17 protein-coding genes and 1 pseudogene are annotated in these 14,166 nt (G+C 40.7%); 6 read left to right on the forward strand and 12 right to left on the reverse strand.

The window, feature by feature from the left end; genetic code table 11:
- Positions 1-11: 11 nt before the first annotated feature.
- From JCM10596_RS02735 to JCM10596_RS02755, 6 genes are all read right to left on the reverse strand, one after another.
- A complete protein-coding gene (locus tag JCM10596_RS02735) occupies positions 12-1,283 on the reverse strand; it encodes a glycosyltransferase family 2 protein (RefSeq protein ID WP_025025821.1) in 1,272 nt (423 codons plus the stop codon).
- On the reverse strand, positions 1,276-2,247 hold the full coding sequence (locus tag JCM10596_RS02740) for a hypothetical protein (protein WP_148302487.1): 972 nt from the start codon (positions 2,245-2,247) through the stop codon (positions 1,276-1,278). The genes JCM10596_RS02735 and JCM10596_RS02740 overlap by 8 nt, the downstream gene beginning before the upstream one ends.
- The gene (locus tag JCM10596_RS02745; protein WP_025025823.1) at positions 2,213-3,079 is read right to left on the reverse strand and encodes a GGDEF domain-containing protein; all 867 of its coding nucleotides are present in this window, start codon (positions 3,077-3,079) and stop codon (positions 2,213-2,215) included. The genes JCM10596_RS02740 and JCM10596_RS02745 overlap by 35 nt, the downstream gene beginning before the upstream one ends.
- A complete protein-coding gene (locus JCM10596_RS27385; RefSeq protein ID WP_148302488.1) occupies positions 3,060-3,326 on the reverse strand; it encodes a hypothetical protein in 267 nt (88 codons plus the stop codon). Before JCM10596_RS27385 ends, JCM10596_RS02745 begins: the two co-directional genes overlap by 20 nt.
- On the reverse strand, positions 3,263-4,210 hold the full coding sequence (locus JCM10596_RS23470; protein ID WP_051541147.1) for a glycosyl hydrolase family 8: 948 nt from the start codon (positions 4,208-4,210) through the stop codon (positions 3,263-3,265). The genes JCM10596_RS27385 and JCM10596_RS23470 overlap by 64 nt, the downstream gene beginning before the upstream one ends.
- Before the next feature lie 247 nt (positions 4,211-4,457).
- Complete coding sequence (locus JCM10596_RS02755; protein ID WP_025025824.1) at positions 4,458-5,354, reverse strand: LysR family transcriptional regulator; 897 nt, start codon at positions 5,352-5,354, stop codon at positions 4,458-4,460.
- A gap of 105 nt (positions 5,355-5,459) precedes the next feature.
- Between JCM10596_RS02755 and JCM10596_RS23475 the strand changes: the two genes are divergently transcribed.
- Entirely contained in the window at positions 5,460-6,266 is an 807-nt protein-coding gene (locus JCM10596_RS23475; protein ID WP_051541148.1) for a DMT family transporter, read from the forward strand.
- A gap of 107 nt (positions 6,267-6,373) precedes the next feature.
- On the opposite strand, the gene JCM10596_RS02765 is transcribed toward JCM10596_RS23475, so the two are convergent.
- From JCM10596_RS02765 to JCM10596_RS02780, 4 genes are all read right to left on the reverse strand, one after another.
- A complete protein-coding gene (locus JCM10596_RS02765) occupies positions 6,374-7,345 on the reverse strand; it encodes a DUF4097 family beta strand repeat-containing protein (protein ID WP_025025825.1) in 972 nt (323 codons plus the stop codon).
- Positions 7,346-7,353: 8 nt separating this feature from the next.
- A complete protein-coding gene (locus JCM10596_RS02770; protein ID WP_025025826.1) occupies positions 7,354-7,932 on the reverse strand; it encodes a DUF1700 domain-containing protein in 579 nt (192 codons plus the stop codon).
- Positions 7,925-8,254, reverse strand: a complete 330-nt coding sequence (locus JCM10596_RS02775; protein ID WP_025025827.1) for a PadR family transcriptional regulator — start codon at positions 8,252-8,254, stop codon at positions 7,925-7,927. Before JCM10596_RS02775 ends, JCM10596_RS02770 begins: the two co-directional genes overlap by 8 nt.
- Before the next feature lie 423 nt (positions 8,255-8,677).
- Positions 8,678-9,073 (reverse strand): hypothetical protein, encoded by a 396-nt coding sequence (locus JCM10596_RS02780; RefSeq protein ID WP_025025828.1) that lies wholly within the window; start codon positions 9,071-9,073, stop codon positions 8,678-8,680.
- A 149-nt stretch (positions 9,074-9,222) separates the two neighbouring features.
- Here JCM10596_RS02780 and JCM10596_RS23480 point away from each other — a divergent pair.
- The 3 genes and pseudogenes from JCM10596_RS23480 to JCM10596_RS02795 all read left to right on the forward strand — a co-directional run bounded on the left by JCM10596_RS23480 (position 9,223) and on the right by JCM10596_RS02795 (position 11,777).
- Positions 9,223-10,190 (forward strand): annotated as a pseudogene (locus JCM10596_RS23480) (ABC transporter ATP-binding protein).
- Positions 10,190-10,981 (forward strand): ABC transporter permease, encoded by a 792-nt coding sequence (locus JCM10596_RS02790; protein WP_025025829.1) that lies wholly within the window; start codon positions 10,190-10,192, stop codon positions 10,979-10,981. The pseudogene JCM10596_RS23480 and the gene JCM10596_RS02790 overlap by 1 nt, the downstream one beginning before the upstream one ends.
- A 10-nt stretch (positions 10,982-10,991) precedes the next feature.
- Entirely contained in the window at positions 10,992-11,777 is a 786-nt protein-coding gene (locus tag JCM10596_RS02795) for an ABC transporter permease (protein WP_025025830.1), read from the forward strand.
- A gap of 23 nt (positions 11,778-11,800) precedes the next feature.
- Here the strand turns inward: JCM10596_RS02795 and JCM10596_RS23485 are convergent, their stop codons facing one another.
- Together JCM10596_RS23485 and JCM10596_RS30720 are read right to left on the reverse strand one after the other, a co-directional pair.
- Positions 11,801-12,496, reverse strand: a complete 696-nt coding sequence (locus JCM10596_RS23485; RefSeq protein WP_267879664.1) for a 1-aminocyclopropane-1-carboxylate deaminase/D-cysteine desulfhydrase — start codon at positions 12,494-12,496, stop codon at positions 11,801-11,803.
- Positions 12,497-12,519: 23 nt separating this feature from the next.
- Complete coding sequence (locus JCM10596_RS30720; RefSeq protein ID WP_081791870.1) at positions 12,520-12,777, reverse strand: pyridoxal-phosphate dependent enzyme; 258 nt, start codon at positions 12,775-12,777, stop codon at positions 12,520-12,522.
- Positions 12,778-12,849: 72 nt separating this feature from the next.
- Between JCM10596_RS30720 and JCM10596_RS23490 the strand changes: the two genes are divergently transcribed.
- Positions 12,850-13,485: a HipA family kinase gene (locus JCM10596_RS23490; RefSeq protein WP_025025831.1), complete on the forward strand. Its 636-nt coding sequence runs from the start codon at positions 12,850-12,852 to the stop codon at positions 13,483-13,485.
- Between the two features lie 156 nt (positions 13,486-13,641).
- Entirely contained in the window at positions 13,642-14,160 is a 519-nt protein-coding gene (locus JCM10596_RS23495) for a SprT-like domain-containing protein (RefSeq protein ID WP_148302490.1), read from the forward strand.
- Positions 14,161-14,166 lie beyond the last annotated feature (6 nt).

A 14,166-nucleotide genomic window follows, 5' to 3' on the forward strand; every position in this document is an offset into this window, starting at 1 on the left:
TTTACTTCAAATTATAAAGTTTCGCCCTTACTCTCTTGCTTAAAGCGTTCTGTTTTGTACCACTTCACTTCTTGACGAAACAGCACGCGCTTCATTTCTAAGAATAAAGCGTACATAACAAGCAATAGCCACAGCTGCGAGTAAGTAAAGTACATAAAGAAAACTACGGCTATATTCTTTATATTAAATTCTGTTTTTTCAATGCTTAAGGCAATCATAACTTGCGTGACATAAAGGAAATAGGCTAATATCCATAAGATCATGGCGACCATTCCCACTTGCAGGTGTAAATCAACAAATAAATTCGTCACAAATAAGACGTTCGAAACGATGACAGCCATAAAGAAAAGAAAATACGTAAAAAAGAAGTAAACAAGGTCAAATACAATACTTTTTTTCCTCAGTGTAAACAATCGTGACAAAAACTTAATGACAACATATTGATTTCCTCTTGCCCAACGAATTCTTTGCTTCCACCATACTCTCCATGTTTCCGGCTCCTGTTCCCAGGTAATCGCCGCAGGTAAGAAGCGAATATAATACCCCGCATCATAAACTCGAATCGTCAGCTCTGTATCCTCTGCTAAGGCTTTTTCATCCCAGCCTCCTAATTGCTCGATAATTTCTCGGCGAATAGCAAAATTAGTCCCTGGAATTGTAGTGACGCCAAACCAGCGGAAACGCCCTGCTTGAGCCATCCATTGAAAACAAATCGTTTCAATATTAATGAAGCGAGTGAGCAAGTTCTTCTGCGCATTAATCACGCGAAATTTCCCTACAACAACTCCAGCTTTAGGATCATTGACTAAAGCCAAAGCAAGGTAGTAGACCGCATCTCGTTCAGGTGTATTATCTGCATCGTATACTGCAATAATCTCTCCTGTTGAGCTCTTCAATCCTTGATTTAAAGCACCTGACTTTCCTTTTCCAGCATCAGGCGGCTTCGTATGCACAACTTTGACAAAAGGATACTTTTTAGCCCATTCCTCCGCTATTTCTCCTGTACGATCCTTAGAATTATCATTAATGACAATGATTTCGAGCTTGTCCTTCGGATAATTCAGCCGGACCATAGCCTGAAGAGTTCGGGCAATCACCACTTCTTCATTATGTGCCGGAATGAGAACACTTACTTTCGGAAGTGGACGATTTTTCTTCTCCCACTCTGGAATCGGCTTTCTATATTTAAGATAGTGTAGATAGCCGCCTTGCATTAAAAACATATGATACAACAACATCAGCCAAATCACCGTTAGTGTCGTATAAAACAAGAAGTTAGCCATTTATTTTTTTCTCCTCAAATAACTGTTTTCGAAGCCCTAAGCGAATATGCAAGGTGTATGCTAAAAACAGGAGAATCATGATCGAAACCAGAGCTACAATTCCCCATAAAATCGTCTGCACTCCTGATCTAGTGGCGGTTTGTTGAAATGAGGCAAGCAGCTCTTGCTCAGAGATCTCTTGCTGTGCCATGACAGCTTGTCCCTCTTTTTCTCCTTCTACCGCTTCTTCCACCGTCGAATCTAGTTCTTCTACTATAGGCGAAATCAGCGATTGGACATCGACATCTCCTCTGTCTCCATACTCAAAAAACGCCATTAATCCCTCTACGTAATACGGAAGGGAGGACTCATCTATATGCTCAGATGCATAGTAAAAATCCTGTTCATTTCTAACAAGTAGGGGTGAAGGGTGATCCCCCTTCCAGCCCTGTATAAGAACATCTCCCTCGCTCATGATCAATTGATTCATGGAAGAAATCTGATGAAAGCGTTGAATAATAGGAGAAGATGCTTGGGAAATGCCGTTCATGGCTATTTGACCCTTTAGAGTAAGAAAGCCATACCTTTCCCCAAATTGTTCTACATTATGACCCATCACGAGCATCGAACCAGGAAATGAGTCAAGGCTCCTTAAAAAGGGAACAGATATCTCTTGCTCCACTCCTCCGTAATAGATTAGATGCGTCATTCCTTCCAGCTGAGAAGTTACCCATGCTTCCTCGTTTTGAAATGTAATCTGTGGCGAAAAATAACGCAAGAATGGTTCAATCAGGTCTATAGAAAGATCTTTTTCCTTATTTTCTGTTGTAAATACAACCAGAGTCCTTGAATCTGTATTTTGTCCCTTGTCTTCGGCACTCCGTTCTGAAGCGTACCCGACCTGACAAGATAAGATAAAGATCATCCCAATCGTAATCATGATGAAACGTCTACTGAACATACTGCTGAAGCTCTTCTTTTGCATGCTGAATCATCTCCGTATAATCATTCGTCGTTTCACTATAGCTTGAGAACCCAAAGGAAATCGTTAGGTTAATTTGGTTTTTCTTATTCAACAAAACATGTTCTTTCAGCTTGCTCTCCAGCTTATGAAGAATGATTTCTATATTTTCTGCCTCTGTATTCGTCAATAGAATCGCGAACGTATCTTCCTCATATCGAAACTTGCGATCACTCATTCTTGTCTGTTTCCACATCACGTCGGAAACAAACTGCAATAAATGAATCGTTTCTTTTGGACCATAGAGAGACTGGAATTCCTTGAAGTAGTTGATCTTAAACATTAAAAGCACAAAGGGTAAGCCTGTACGCTTAGAACGGTTATACTCCTCCTCCAGTTCAAATAAGAAACGTTTGCGATTATCAAAGCCAGTGGTTTCATCAATCGTCACTAGCTCATCAAAACGTGCTCTCATCTCCTTATTCTCAGTCAATATCGTCAATACCCACTGATGAAACTTCCCTGTGGTAACAGCAACGATCATCAATACACTCATCCAATAAATAATTTCTTGTACGGAAAAAAAGAGAAAGGGGGTCCCAAATTGATTCCAGAGGAGAATCGAGCCAAAGAAAAACAAAGTGATTAATAAAAGCCCTAAGCTTTTCAGCAATCCTCCTAATAAACCTACAGAACCAATAAATAAGGTGAAAAAAAAGAGGGTCTTTGTAGCCATGTTCATTTGAGCAAAGTTAACAGCTACATAACAAAAAAATAAGATTAAAAACAGAGGTAAGCTAAGATAGATAAAACGTCGTTTCGTCATGATCTGGCGATTAGTATAAAAGTCCTGCATGATACATCTTCCTCTCGGCTAATAACGGAATCAGGTTGTCAAAAATGTGAGTGTCATTGCTGTAATAATCCATATATCCACCGTAGTACTGATTTTCAGGACTCAAAGTTTGAAAACGAATCATTCTGTAATAGACATCTAATGCGAAGGCATTATCCTTTTTCTCCAGAGCAGCAAGAATCATTAATCCGTATACCGCTGGAGATTCGTACTCGACACTTGGTTTTTTCGTTTGTACATCATACACGCCATACAGCCACCCTTGCTATAGAAAGTATCCTGTACAAAACGCCAAAACTCATCTGCCTCAGCCCCCGTTCGTACGAGATGATAATAAATATAGAGCTGATCAATCATATTCACTTCTTGATGGTAGTGATACACATTCTCTTCCACATCGTAAGAAAAGGGGAAAAATCCCTGTTTCAGGGGAAGAGCTTGTAAAAATTGAATACTTTTGTGATACGCTTCCTCACTCACTTGCTGATGATGAAACATTTCTTCGAAAGCGAATGAGTTGAGATAGGAAAGGGTTATACTACGATTAGACCAATTTGAACGTATATCGTGAAAATCAACAAACATTCCTTCTACTACATTTCGTTTCATGATGCTTTGTCCAATTTGCTTCGCTAGTTCTAGATAGCCGGGTTCACTCCAGAGTGCTGATGCCTTATACAAGGCTTCTGCGATACGCAGGTCGTCAACTAAGGCATTGGTTGTTACCTTTTGCGTGGGATGCCCCACCTTCCAGTAAATCCAACCATCCTGACCCAGGAAGTGGGCTTGCAGCACATCAACCCCACGATCAAAAAGTGGTTGATCCTTTTTTTCTACAACATACAGCAGCCATAGTCCCAAGGATTCAGATAGAGATTCTGCTCCTAACGCCACATTTGGATCTGAGTTCTCATAATCTTGGAGATGAGTTCGTAGAGTCCCATCTTCATTCCACATCCATGAATGAATAAATTGTTCCCCCGGAAGCATAGGCTGCTCAGAATCATTTGATCCCATGATCTCATCCCTCTCCACAGGGCTACCTGAGCTGTTTTGGTTTACCGTTAAAAAGAACAGAAACAAACCCATTGAAACAGACGCAATAATCCCTAATAGGACTGGTTTTTTCATATTAAGCTCCCTTTTTATCATTAAAAAAATTTGTCATCAACGAGTAAAAATAACCATTATATACCCTATATATGGTTATTTGATGATCTTTATTTACTATATATTATATAAACATTTAGTACTAATTATAAAGGCTAGAACCACAAAAAACAATACAAAAAAAACAATATCCCTCCTTTATTTTATCGAGAGATATTGCCTTTTTTTTAATTAACTACTTTGATTCAAACACTTTATTTTTCAATTTCTAACGCCATTCCACCATATGTTTTCTCAAAAGATTCATGAACACTTGCATGGAAGGAGATAACCACTTGTTCTTATGATAGCAGAGATAAATCGAGAAACCCGCTTTGGTATCTACTGGCTGTGCATACAGAAGATTCTGCTGTATTTCCTGTCTGACTGCACTATAAGGAAGAACACTCACACCAAACCCACACAGGATGCACTGCTTTATCGCTTCGATGCTCCAGAACTCAAGCGAGGATGTTGGGGTTACCTTCTCTGAATTTGTAGCAGAAAAGCTCTGCTCAATGACCTTTTCAAATGCCTTTCGGTACACACACCCTTTTTCCGTAAATAATAACGTTTGCCCGCTCAAGAAATTCTGTTCAGCCCTATTGATCGGATCTGCTGAAATCAACATCATGCTTTCCTCACATAGTTTTTCATAGCAAATCTCTTCCTCTACCTGAACATCGTCAATCAACAAGGCTACATCCACATTACCATGACTTAATTCTGTTTTCAGGCTTAATGAATCCAGATGCTTTAATTCAAGATCTATACTTGGAAACTCCTCTGTTAATTCCTTAATCAGAGGAGGCAGCCTATATATGAACAAGGCTTCCGGTGCAGAAACGACTATTTTTCCCTTGACCTCTCCCCCGTTTCCCACAGATTCTTTTAGGTTTTTATATAGGGTAAGCATCTGTGTAGCATGGGGGAATAATTGCTTTCCTGCTTCCGTCAGCAACACCTTTTTTCCTATGCGATCAAAGATAGGAGTACCTAATTCGTCCTCAATGGCCCTAATGTGAAAAGTTACGGTCGATTGGGAATAATTTAATAGCTCAGCAGCTTTGGTAAAATTCCCCGTTTCAACCACCGCTTTAAAGGTATGTAAATGCCTCATTTCCATAAGCTAGTTCCTCCCATTAGAAAATTCGATCGTTATCTTTTAAAACACTCATTTTACTCCCTCTACCAAACATTATAAAGTATTGCTTGAAAAGAGGGATGAATCATGAATGATCAATCTAAGATCGTAGTAAACCCACTAGGGAAAGAACCGACTGGGACAGAAATTTCTCTACATAGCCGTTTGAATAAGGGCATGATTCCCTTATTGTTTATCTTGATGTGGAGTAGCGGAGCTATTTTTGTCAAAATGGGCTTACTCTACGCAGATCCACTCATTTTTCTCTTTTTCCGCTTTCTATTCTCCTCTTTCATCTTTTGGGGAGTATGGCTCGTATGGAAATCCGCTTTACCCACCTCCTTCAAGGAGTGGATGTACATCATCATCACGGGCTTGTGTATGCAAGCGGGGTATCAAATTTTCTATTTCTTTGCCTTAGATTACCATGTTTCTCCTGGACTTCTAGCGATTATCCTTGGAGCGCAGCCGATTATTACCACTTTTATCTTTAAGAAAGAAAGCGGCTACCTTCAATGGATCGGACTGATTATGGGAATCTTAGGGCTTGCTTTAGTGGTCATTGATAGCGTCAGTTTGGGCAACATTTCAACCTTAGGCATCATAAGTTCACTTCTCTCCCTTTGCTGTATTACAGGAGGGACCATTCTGCAAAAATCGATCAAGGTGAATCAACTCTCTAATATGGCGATTCAGTGTACAGCAGGAACCTTCTTCTTGTCATTTTTCGTTTATTATCTAGAACAAAACATCAATTGGTCACCACTGTTTGCCCTTTCTCTCTCATGGATGGTCTTGGTTATTACGGTAGGAGCTACTCTCCTCCTCTATCATTTGATACGAAAAGGAAACCTGACCAATGTCACCAGCTTATTTTACGGTGTCCCCCCATGACTGCCTTGCTTGATTTCTTCATTTTCAAGAATAGCTTGGCTATATCAAGCTTTATCGGTATGGCATTAGTTGTACTAGGTATCGTTCTCGTGAATAAAGAAGGAAAGCTATCTTAATTCGATGCCGATATCTCCAGAATTCGTTCTTGCTTTGATATACTGATCTGTTTCTCTTTTCGATTCTGGAGTACGGATCGAACCCGATCTTGCCTGTGCATCATAAAATCCGGCAAAATCACGTGGGACAAAGATTCGAATATTGCCTGATGAAGTGGTCGCCAAGGTTTCAGACACTGCCTTTTGATCCAATCGAATATCACCCGAGGTTGTTTCTACCCTGACCTTTCCCAAGGTATTCTCCAATCGAATGTTTCCAGAGCGCACTTGGACATCAATATCTCCTGTTATGTCACTACCAGTAATAGAACCTGAACTTCCTTCTGCCTTGAAGTTGCCTTGAACCTTGTTTACCTTAATGGAACCTGAACCTACTTTCGCTTCCACTGAGCCAAGGATGTCAGATAGCTCCATGTTTCCTGAACTGACCTGCAAATCAAGCTTTTCTGCTTCCATCTGTTCAATACTAACTTGACCTGAGCCTACTCTTACATCGAGATAATTCAATATCCCGTTCTTAATCGTTATTTGACTGCTTCCTAACTCAGCCTCTAATGACTTGATAAGCTTCTCGTCTGTTAAAGCGACTGTTATGATTTGCTCATCGATTCCCGTGAAATCCAGATATTTAAATTCAATTCGCTTCGGTCGTTTGAGTAATAAGTTCAGCTTATTATGAGTCACTTTCGTCTGCTCAAGTTGTGAAAGTACTTCTTCATGAACCTTCCCTCTTAGATGGACGGTGTTTCTCCCATCCTCACTTGGAACAAATTGCACGAGAACATTATAATCGCTTTGGATAGAAAGACGATCTAATTGTTCTGAATCAAGCTCCCATATCCTCTCGTAGGCAACCCCTTCATTTAACCCTTCCAAACCAAACCCTGTGACAGCATATCCCATCAATCCCGATACGATACAAAGCCCTGCCACTATCATGATTAATTTTTCTCTTATTACCATATTTCTCGTTAGCCTCCCAGCACATTTTTATTCCAGTTTATATAACGACGTGTTATATCTTGCAGCCCTCTTTTCGAATACCACGTACCCATGACCATAAAAACACCTAGACCGAAAATGATCATCGTCAAAAAGAGTTTCCCAAGGAAAAACGATTGATACAGGATCATATCAATAACAAACAGCACGGGTGCTGCAAACATAGCGATTCCAGCCAGAAATAAAGAGAACCAAAGCACCCAGATGGACAAGCCCAGAGGCAAAACAAACAGTAGATTTAGGAATAAAAGTCCAAGTAGAGTCAAAACCATTTGCCCTCCTGATTTTTTAGGCTCTTCAGCGAAATGACGTTCCCCCTGAGATTCAGAGTAGGTTGTTTCGGTTGATCCCTCCTCATGCTCTCTCCAAAACTCTTGGACCAGCTCTTTCGGATCTCCTAATTCTCCTACAATCTCCTCTTCGCTTTTCCCATTTTGTCTACCGAGCTCGAAGTGGCTCTCGTAATCATCCAATAACTCTTGAAGGTCTTCCTTATTTATGGCTTGTAGCTGCTGCTCTATCACGGCTAAAAATTCAGATTTATTCATCTCGATCTCCTTCCTCGATCAAATCCATTACACCTGAAACAAATTTTTTCCATTCATGTAATAAAACCTGTAGATAATCCTCCCCTTGGGGAGTCAGCTTAAAATACTTACGCGGAGGTCCTTCATTGGACTCAGCCAAATAGGTCGTGCAATAGCCATCCTTGACCAATCGACGTAATAACGGGTACAGAGCTCCTTCAGCTACCTCCACATGCTCTGATACATTTTTCGCCAACTCGTAACCATACTGTTCCTTCTTGTGGATCAAATACAGCACGCAAAGTTCGAGTGCCCCCTTCTTAAACTGAATGTTTACATTCAACGTCCATTCTTCCTTTCTATTTGGAGCTTCATGATACAAATACTCGGTTCATTGTTCCTGCAGTTCTCTTCGAAGAGATTGTATGAACTTTATCCAGAACAGATAATTGTTCACTAGTGATTAATATTCACTACATGAGCATAATATTACCATCTTTGTTTTCTTATTTCAATCTTTTTTTCAAAAACATCTATGAAAGACTAACTCGCTTTGCCGAGTCCTTTTTGTTTCGGTGTTTTTAGGAGGCTTCATCCCTCCAACCGACGGCAGGGGAATACCTATCCTCCATTCCAACGCTCATCGCTTAACTTCCATTTCGGACAGGTATTCCCTGCCTAGCCTGTCCTTGAACAAGGCTTAACGATGTGCTATGTTAAGCACATCATTGGCAAATAAGTAAAACCTCTCTTACTGAGAGGTTCACTATTGTTTCCTAAGTTCAATCATTTCCTCATATTTCGTTCCGTCTTCTTCCCAGACCAATTTTAATTCTAATCTCTCCCCTTCTTTGGGGATTCCTCCAAGATCTGCAAAATATTTGGCGTATTCTATCGGTTTCCTCTCTCTATCTGCACCTGAATGAGAAGTCCGTTTTCCATTTTCATAAAATTCATAGTAGTAAAAATACGCTTCAGAGGACCCTTGCCATTGAAGCATTCCACTATACCGACCTTTTTTCGTATGCTCAAACGTAGCTAGCCATTGTTTTCCTTTACTTTCTCCCACCCATTTTGGGTAAGTGGGGGTACTCCTCAAGAAGAAGGAACCTGCTATTAATACAATGAGAAGAACAAGATATGGAACCCATTTAAATTTCAACAAGATCACATCCTATTATCAAGAGTTTCAACCGCCTTCTCTTTTTTCCATAATTATACTTCCCCATTTTTTCTTCGTAAAGCAAAATTATTATTACGATATTTGCCTTTGTGGTATGATCTATTCAACCCTTCTAAAGGAGGCAGTTTATGCTAAGAATAGATGCACAAAAATTAACGAAGGATTTCAAAAGTCACAAGAGTCGCCCAGGATTGATGGGGGCTTTTCGAGATTTATTGACACGTGAGTATCAAACCATACGAGCGGTCGATGAAATCGATTTACAGGTAGCTGAAGGAGAAATTGTTGGATACATAGGAGAAAATGGGGCAGGAAAATCCACCACGATCAAGATGCTAACAGGAATTCTGATGCCCACCTCTGGAGAATTGAAGATCAATGGCATGGTTCCTTTTAAGGAGCGAGAACGGTTTGTTCGAACGATTGGTGTCGTATTTGGTCAGCGCAGTCAGCTATGGTGGGATATTGCGGTTCAAGAATCCTTTCAGCTATTGAAGAAAATATATCGTATTCAAGACGACCGTCATCTTCAGCATATGATCGAGGTTCTAGATATCGCTCAGTTATTGGATAAGCCTGTGCGGAAGCTGAGCTTGGGTCAGAGAATGCGCTGTGAGCTTGTGGCTGCTTTGATTCATAATCCACCGCTGGTTTTTCTAGATGAGCCGACCATCGGCCTAGATGTACTGGTCAAGCTGAAAATCCGTGATTTTCTCAAGGAAATGAACCAGCAATACGGAACAACGATTCTACTTACAACCCATGATCTATCTGATATTGAAGCCCTCTGTAACCGAGTGGTGATGATTGATCAAGGCGGATGATCTATGATGGCTCTCTGAGTCATTTAAAAGAAAACTGGGGGGAAGGGAAGACGGTTCATATTGAATTAGCTGAGCCACATTCTCTCGATCAGTTGCCCCCTGACTATCAATGGAAGCAAAAGAGCCCTATTCAATTTAGTGCTAGGATTCATGAAGTAAATGTATCCGAGTTTCTTGCCGCGATCTCTCATCTCCAGCTTAAAGACTTATCGATTGACGAAACAAGCACAGAAGAAATTGTTCGTAAAATATACGAGGAAGGGATTTCCTAATGTCAAAGTATCTAGAAATGATTCGTATTCGTTTTCTGATGATGCTAGCGTATCGGGTCAATTATTACAGCGGGATTCTGATCTATGCGATCAATATCGGAGCCTATTATTTCTTGTGGGACGCCATCTATGGTTCTAGAGATACATTAGGGGGGCTTACGGCTTTACAAATGAGTACCTATATCGCTATCTCATGGATGGCAAGGGCTTTTTATTTTAATAATATTGATCGTGAAATGGCAGCCGAGATTCGTGAAGGCAGAGTGGCGATTGAGTTAATTCGCCCGTACAATTACTTGCTAATGAAGACGATGCAAGGCTTGGGGGAAGGGATTTTTCGTTTTCTTTTCTTCTCCATCCCAGGGATTCTGCTCGTCGCCATTCTCTTTCCGTTTCAAGTACCTTCATCACTAAATGTCTATCTCTTATATTTTGTCAGTATTTGTATGGCTTTTGTCATCAACACGCAGATTAACTTAATCACAGGAATTCTAACCTTCTTTTTCTTTAATAATGAAGGGCTTATGCAGACAAAAAGAGTCGTGGTCGACCTCTTCTCTGGTTTATTAATTCCCATCATGCTCTTTCCAGCATGGGCGGCTTCCATTCTGCAATACCTTCCTTTTCAGGCGATTAGCTATTTACCTGCAATGATTTTTACAGAAGGGATTAAGGGGGCAGAAGCATGGCATGCCATAGGAATTCAATGGATCTGGTTTATGATTCTGATGTTACCTATCCAGCTATTATGGATGCGAGCCAAACGAAATCTCGTTGTGCAAGGAGGATAAAAAATACGATATGAATTATCTTCATCTTATTTGGGATTATATCTTACAATATCTTAAGTCGCGCATGATCTATCGTATGGATTTCTTTAATGAAATTCTCTCCGATTTGCTCATGCAAGCCGTCAGCCTGATTTTCATTCTCGTCGTCTTTCAACATACCCCCGCCATGGCTGGATGGAGCCAAGCGGAAGTGATTTTTATCTATGGTTATTTTTTAATTCCTTATGCTATTTTTACGACCTTCTTTAATCTATGGGATTTCAATGATCGTTATATTATTAAGGGAGAAATGGATCGTGTATTGACTCGTCCTATCCATAATCTTGCTCAGATCGTTCTCGAACGAACACAGCCAGAGGCGATGTTCGGTGTCATTACCGGCTTTATCATTATGGGATATGCTGCCTCGCAGCTAGAGCTTAGCTTTGCATGGTACGATCCGTTTATTCTCCTCTTGTTAGTCCTCGGGAGCGTAGGAGTCTATGCTGGGATTTATGTAGCCATTGCTTCCATTGGATTTTATTCGGATTCCCGAACAGGAATCGCCCCTATGATTTGGAACATTCAGAACTATGGGCGTTACCCTTTAGACGTCTACAATAAACTGATTCGTTTTGTTCTTACTTGGATTCTGCCCTTTGCTTATGTTGGGATGTATCCGAGTGCCTACTTCTTACAGCGGGAAGCTTGGTATGTCTATTCTATGGCAACTCCACTGGTCGGGATTATCGTCTTTTTTCTCGGTCTAATAATATGGAACTTCGGAGTTAGACAATATCGAGGGGCTGGCTCCTAAGTTGAGTAGATTGTCTTAGATCCTTAGATCTGATCTAAGGCAAACAATCCTGGGGCTCCTCCTGTATGCCAGAAGAGAACCTTTTCCTTAGGCTGAATGATTCCCTTTTGAATATAATCTAGCATTCCTGCCATCGCCTTACCAGTATAGACCTGGTCTAGGAGGATGGCTTCTTTTTGGGCAAATAGCCGAATCGCCTCACTCGCTTCCGGTGTGATTCTTCCATAACCACTTCCTATATATTGATCATCCAATAGTAGACGCTCATGACGATCGAAAGAGAGAGCTACTATCGTTTCTTTTTGCTCAGCAGGAAGAAGTTCACTGGCTTGCTCCATGCATTGGTGTACTCGCTTTTCAATCTCTTGTTTCTCTAGCCATGGACTGAAGCCCAACAGCTTTGTCTGCTTATTATGCTGATCCAACAATACTCCCAGCGCTAACCCTGCATAGGTTCCTCCTGATCCTGCTGTGACCACAATCCAATCAAAATCATGTTCTCCTAGCTCTTGATAAGCATCTACATAACCCAGAGTCCCTAACCCATTGGAACCTCCAATGGGGACGATATACGGATTTCTTCCTCTTTCTTTCCATTCTGAATAGGCATTGTCCAACGCTTTTTCCATCTGTTTTGGAGTATACGCACCACTGAAGCATATCTCTGCTCCCACGAGTTGATCTAGAAAAAGATTGGCTTTACGATGTCCGGGGTCCATTCCAGCCAATACTAGAACCGGCTTTAAGCTACTTTAACAGCTAGAGCTGCCGTTGTTTTGGCATGATTAGATTGTGGCCCCCCTGTCGTAATAACGGTATCTGCTCCTTGTTTCAGCGCATCGGCGAGAATATATTCTAGCTTACGGATCTTATTTCCTCCTGTGGCAATACAGCCTGTCAGATCATCACGTTTGATCCACAGATCAACCTCCAGCTGTTTGCTCATGTGAGCGAGCGGTACAAGAGGGGTCGGGACGTAACTAAACGTACACTTTTCCATGAAACATCACTCTTTTCTTTATCTTTTAATAAACTATATTATATCGGAATAAGAAAGTGAGGGTGCTGAATATTGTTGAATCAATGGAAGCTTGTTAAACATCTTTCAAGCAGAGAAAAACTAGGCTCTGTCTGGTTCGCCTCTCAATTAACCTCTAAGAAAAAGAAGAAACAAGGCTATTTTAAGTATACAACTCCCCAGAATGAACAATTTTGTGGACCTCTTATTGCAAACGAATACATTGCTTATCGTCTAGGGAAAAAAATTAATTTGCCAATGGCAAGTGTGAAGAAAGTAAGGATCAAAGGGAAAGCAGGCATTATTTCGCTGGAGAAAAAACAGACCCCGCTCTATAATTGGGCACAGCTTTCAAAACAGCATCCCAATATCTTTGACCATCTACACCGCCCCAAAAGATTATTAAAAATGTTTGTTTTTGATGTTTGGATTGCTAATATTGACCGGAATAATCGTAACATTATCCTCTACCCCACTAATAAAGGATATGATTTTTACCTTATTGATCATGGCTTAAGCTTACTAGGCGCCATACGTTGGAAGAAAGTACGCTGGAACAAAAAGTACTGGAATTCGGTATCCGAGTATAATAGGCGTTACTTAAAAGGACTCCCAGCTATATCATCGAAAATCAGGAGCATCTTCCAGCTTATATTGACTGTATTCAATCCCTCTCAGATGATACAATAAGACAGATTATAGACAAAATACCTCCTCCGTATCTAAAGAAATCGAGCAGAAGCGAACTGGTTTCCTTCCTGATTAGAAGGAAGAAAAAATTACATCAGCTCATCGATCGGTGGTTAAAGGAGTATAAGCCTACCTCAACCAAAGAAAAGGAGCCTGTTGAATCAAGTTATGACACTTAAACCATTCCCTATTGAATACTCACAGGAACAGCTTGAGCTATTAGCGAACCAGCTGTCTCTGCAACATTGGAAAAAAACATGTGACATTCCTGTTGTCTGGAATGGTCGATTGCGTGCAGCAATGGGGCGATTTGCCTATACAACCAAAGGAAAACAACGCATCCCTCTCAAAATCGAACTAAGCAAATACGCAGCACAGCATCTGAACAAGGATACCTTTATCTCTGTTCTCTTACACGAACTTTGCCATTATCATTTATTTATAGAGGGAAAGCCCTTCCATGATCATCATCCACAATTTGAGATGGAGCTTGTGCGAGTCGGAGCCATTTCTACCCATACCGTTCAAGTTCCACAGAAAGCCTATGAACTGTTTTGTAGTCATTGTCAAAAGCCTTTAGGAAAACGGAAAAGAATCAATACCAAAAACTATTTAAGTGCTTGTTGCCAGCGTGAAATCATAAAAAAAGAAATTTGGCTCGGGGCGTCTACATAATACCAA

This window comes from Caldalkalibacillus mannanilyticus JCM 10596 (assembly GCF_000615945.1).
Lineage (GTDB): Bacteria > Bacillota > Bacilli > Caldalkalibacillales > JCM-10596 > Bacillus_AT > Bacillus_AT mannanilyticus.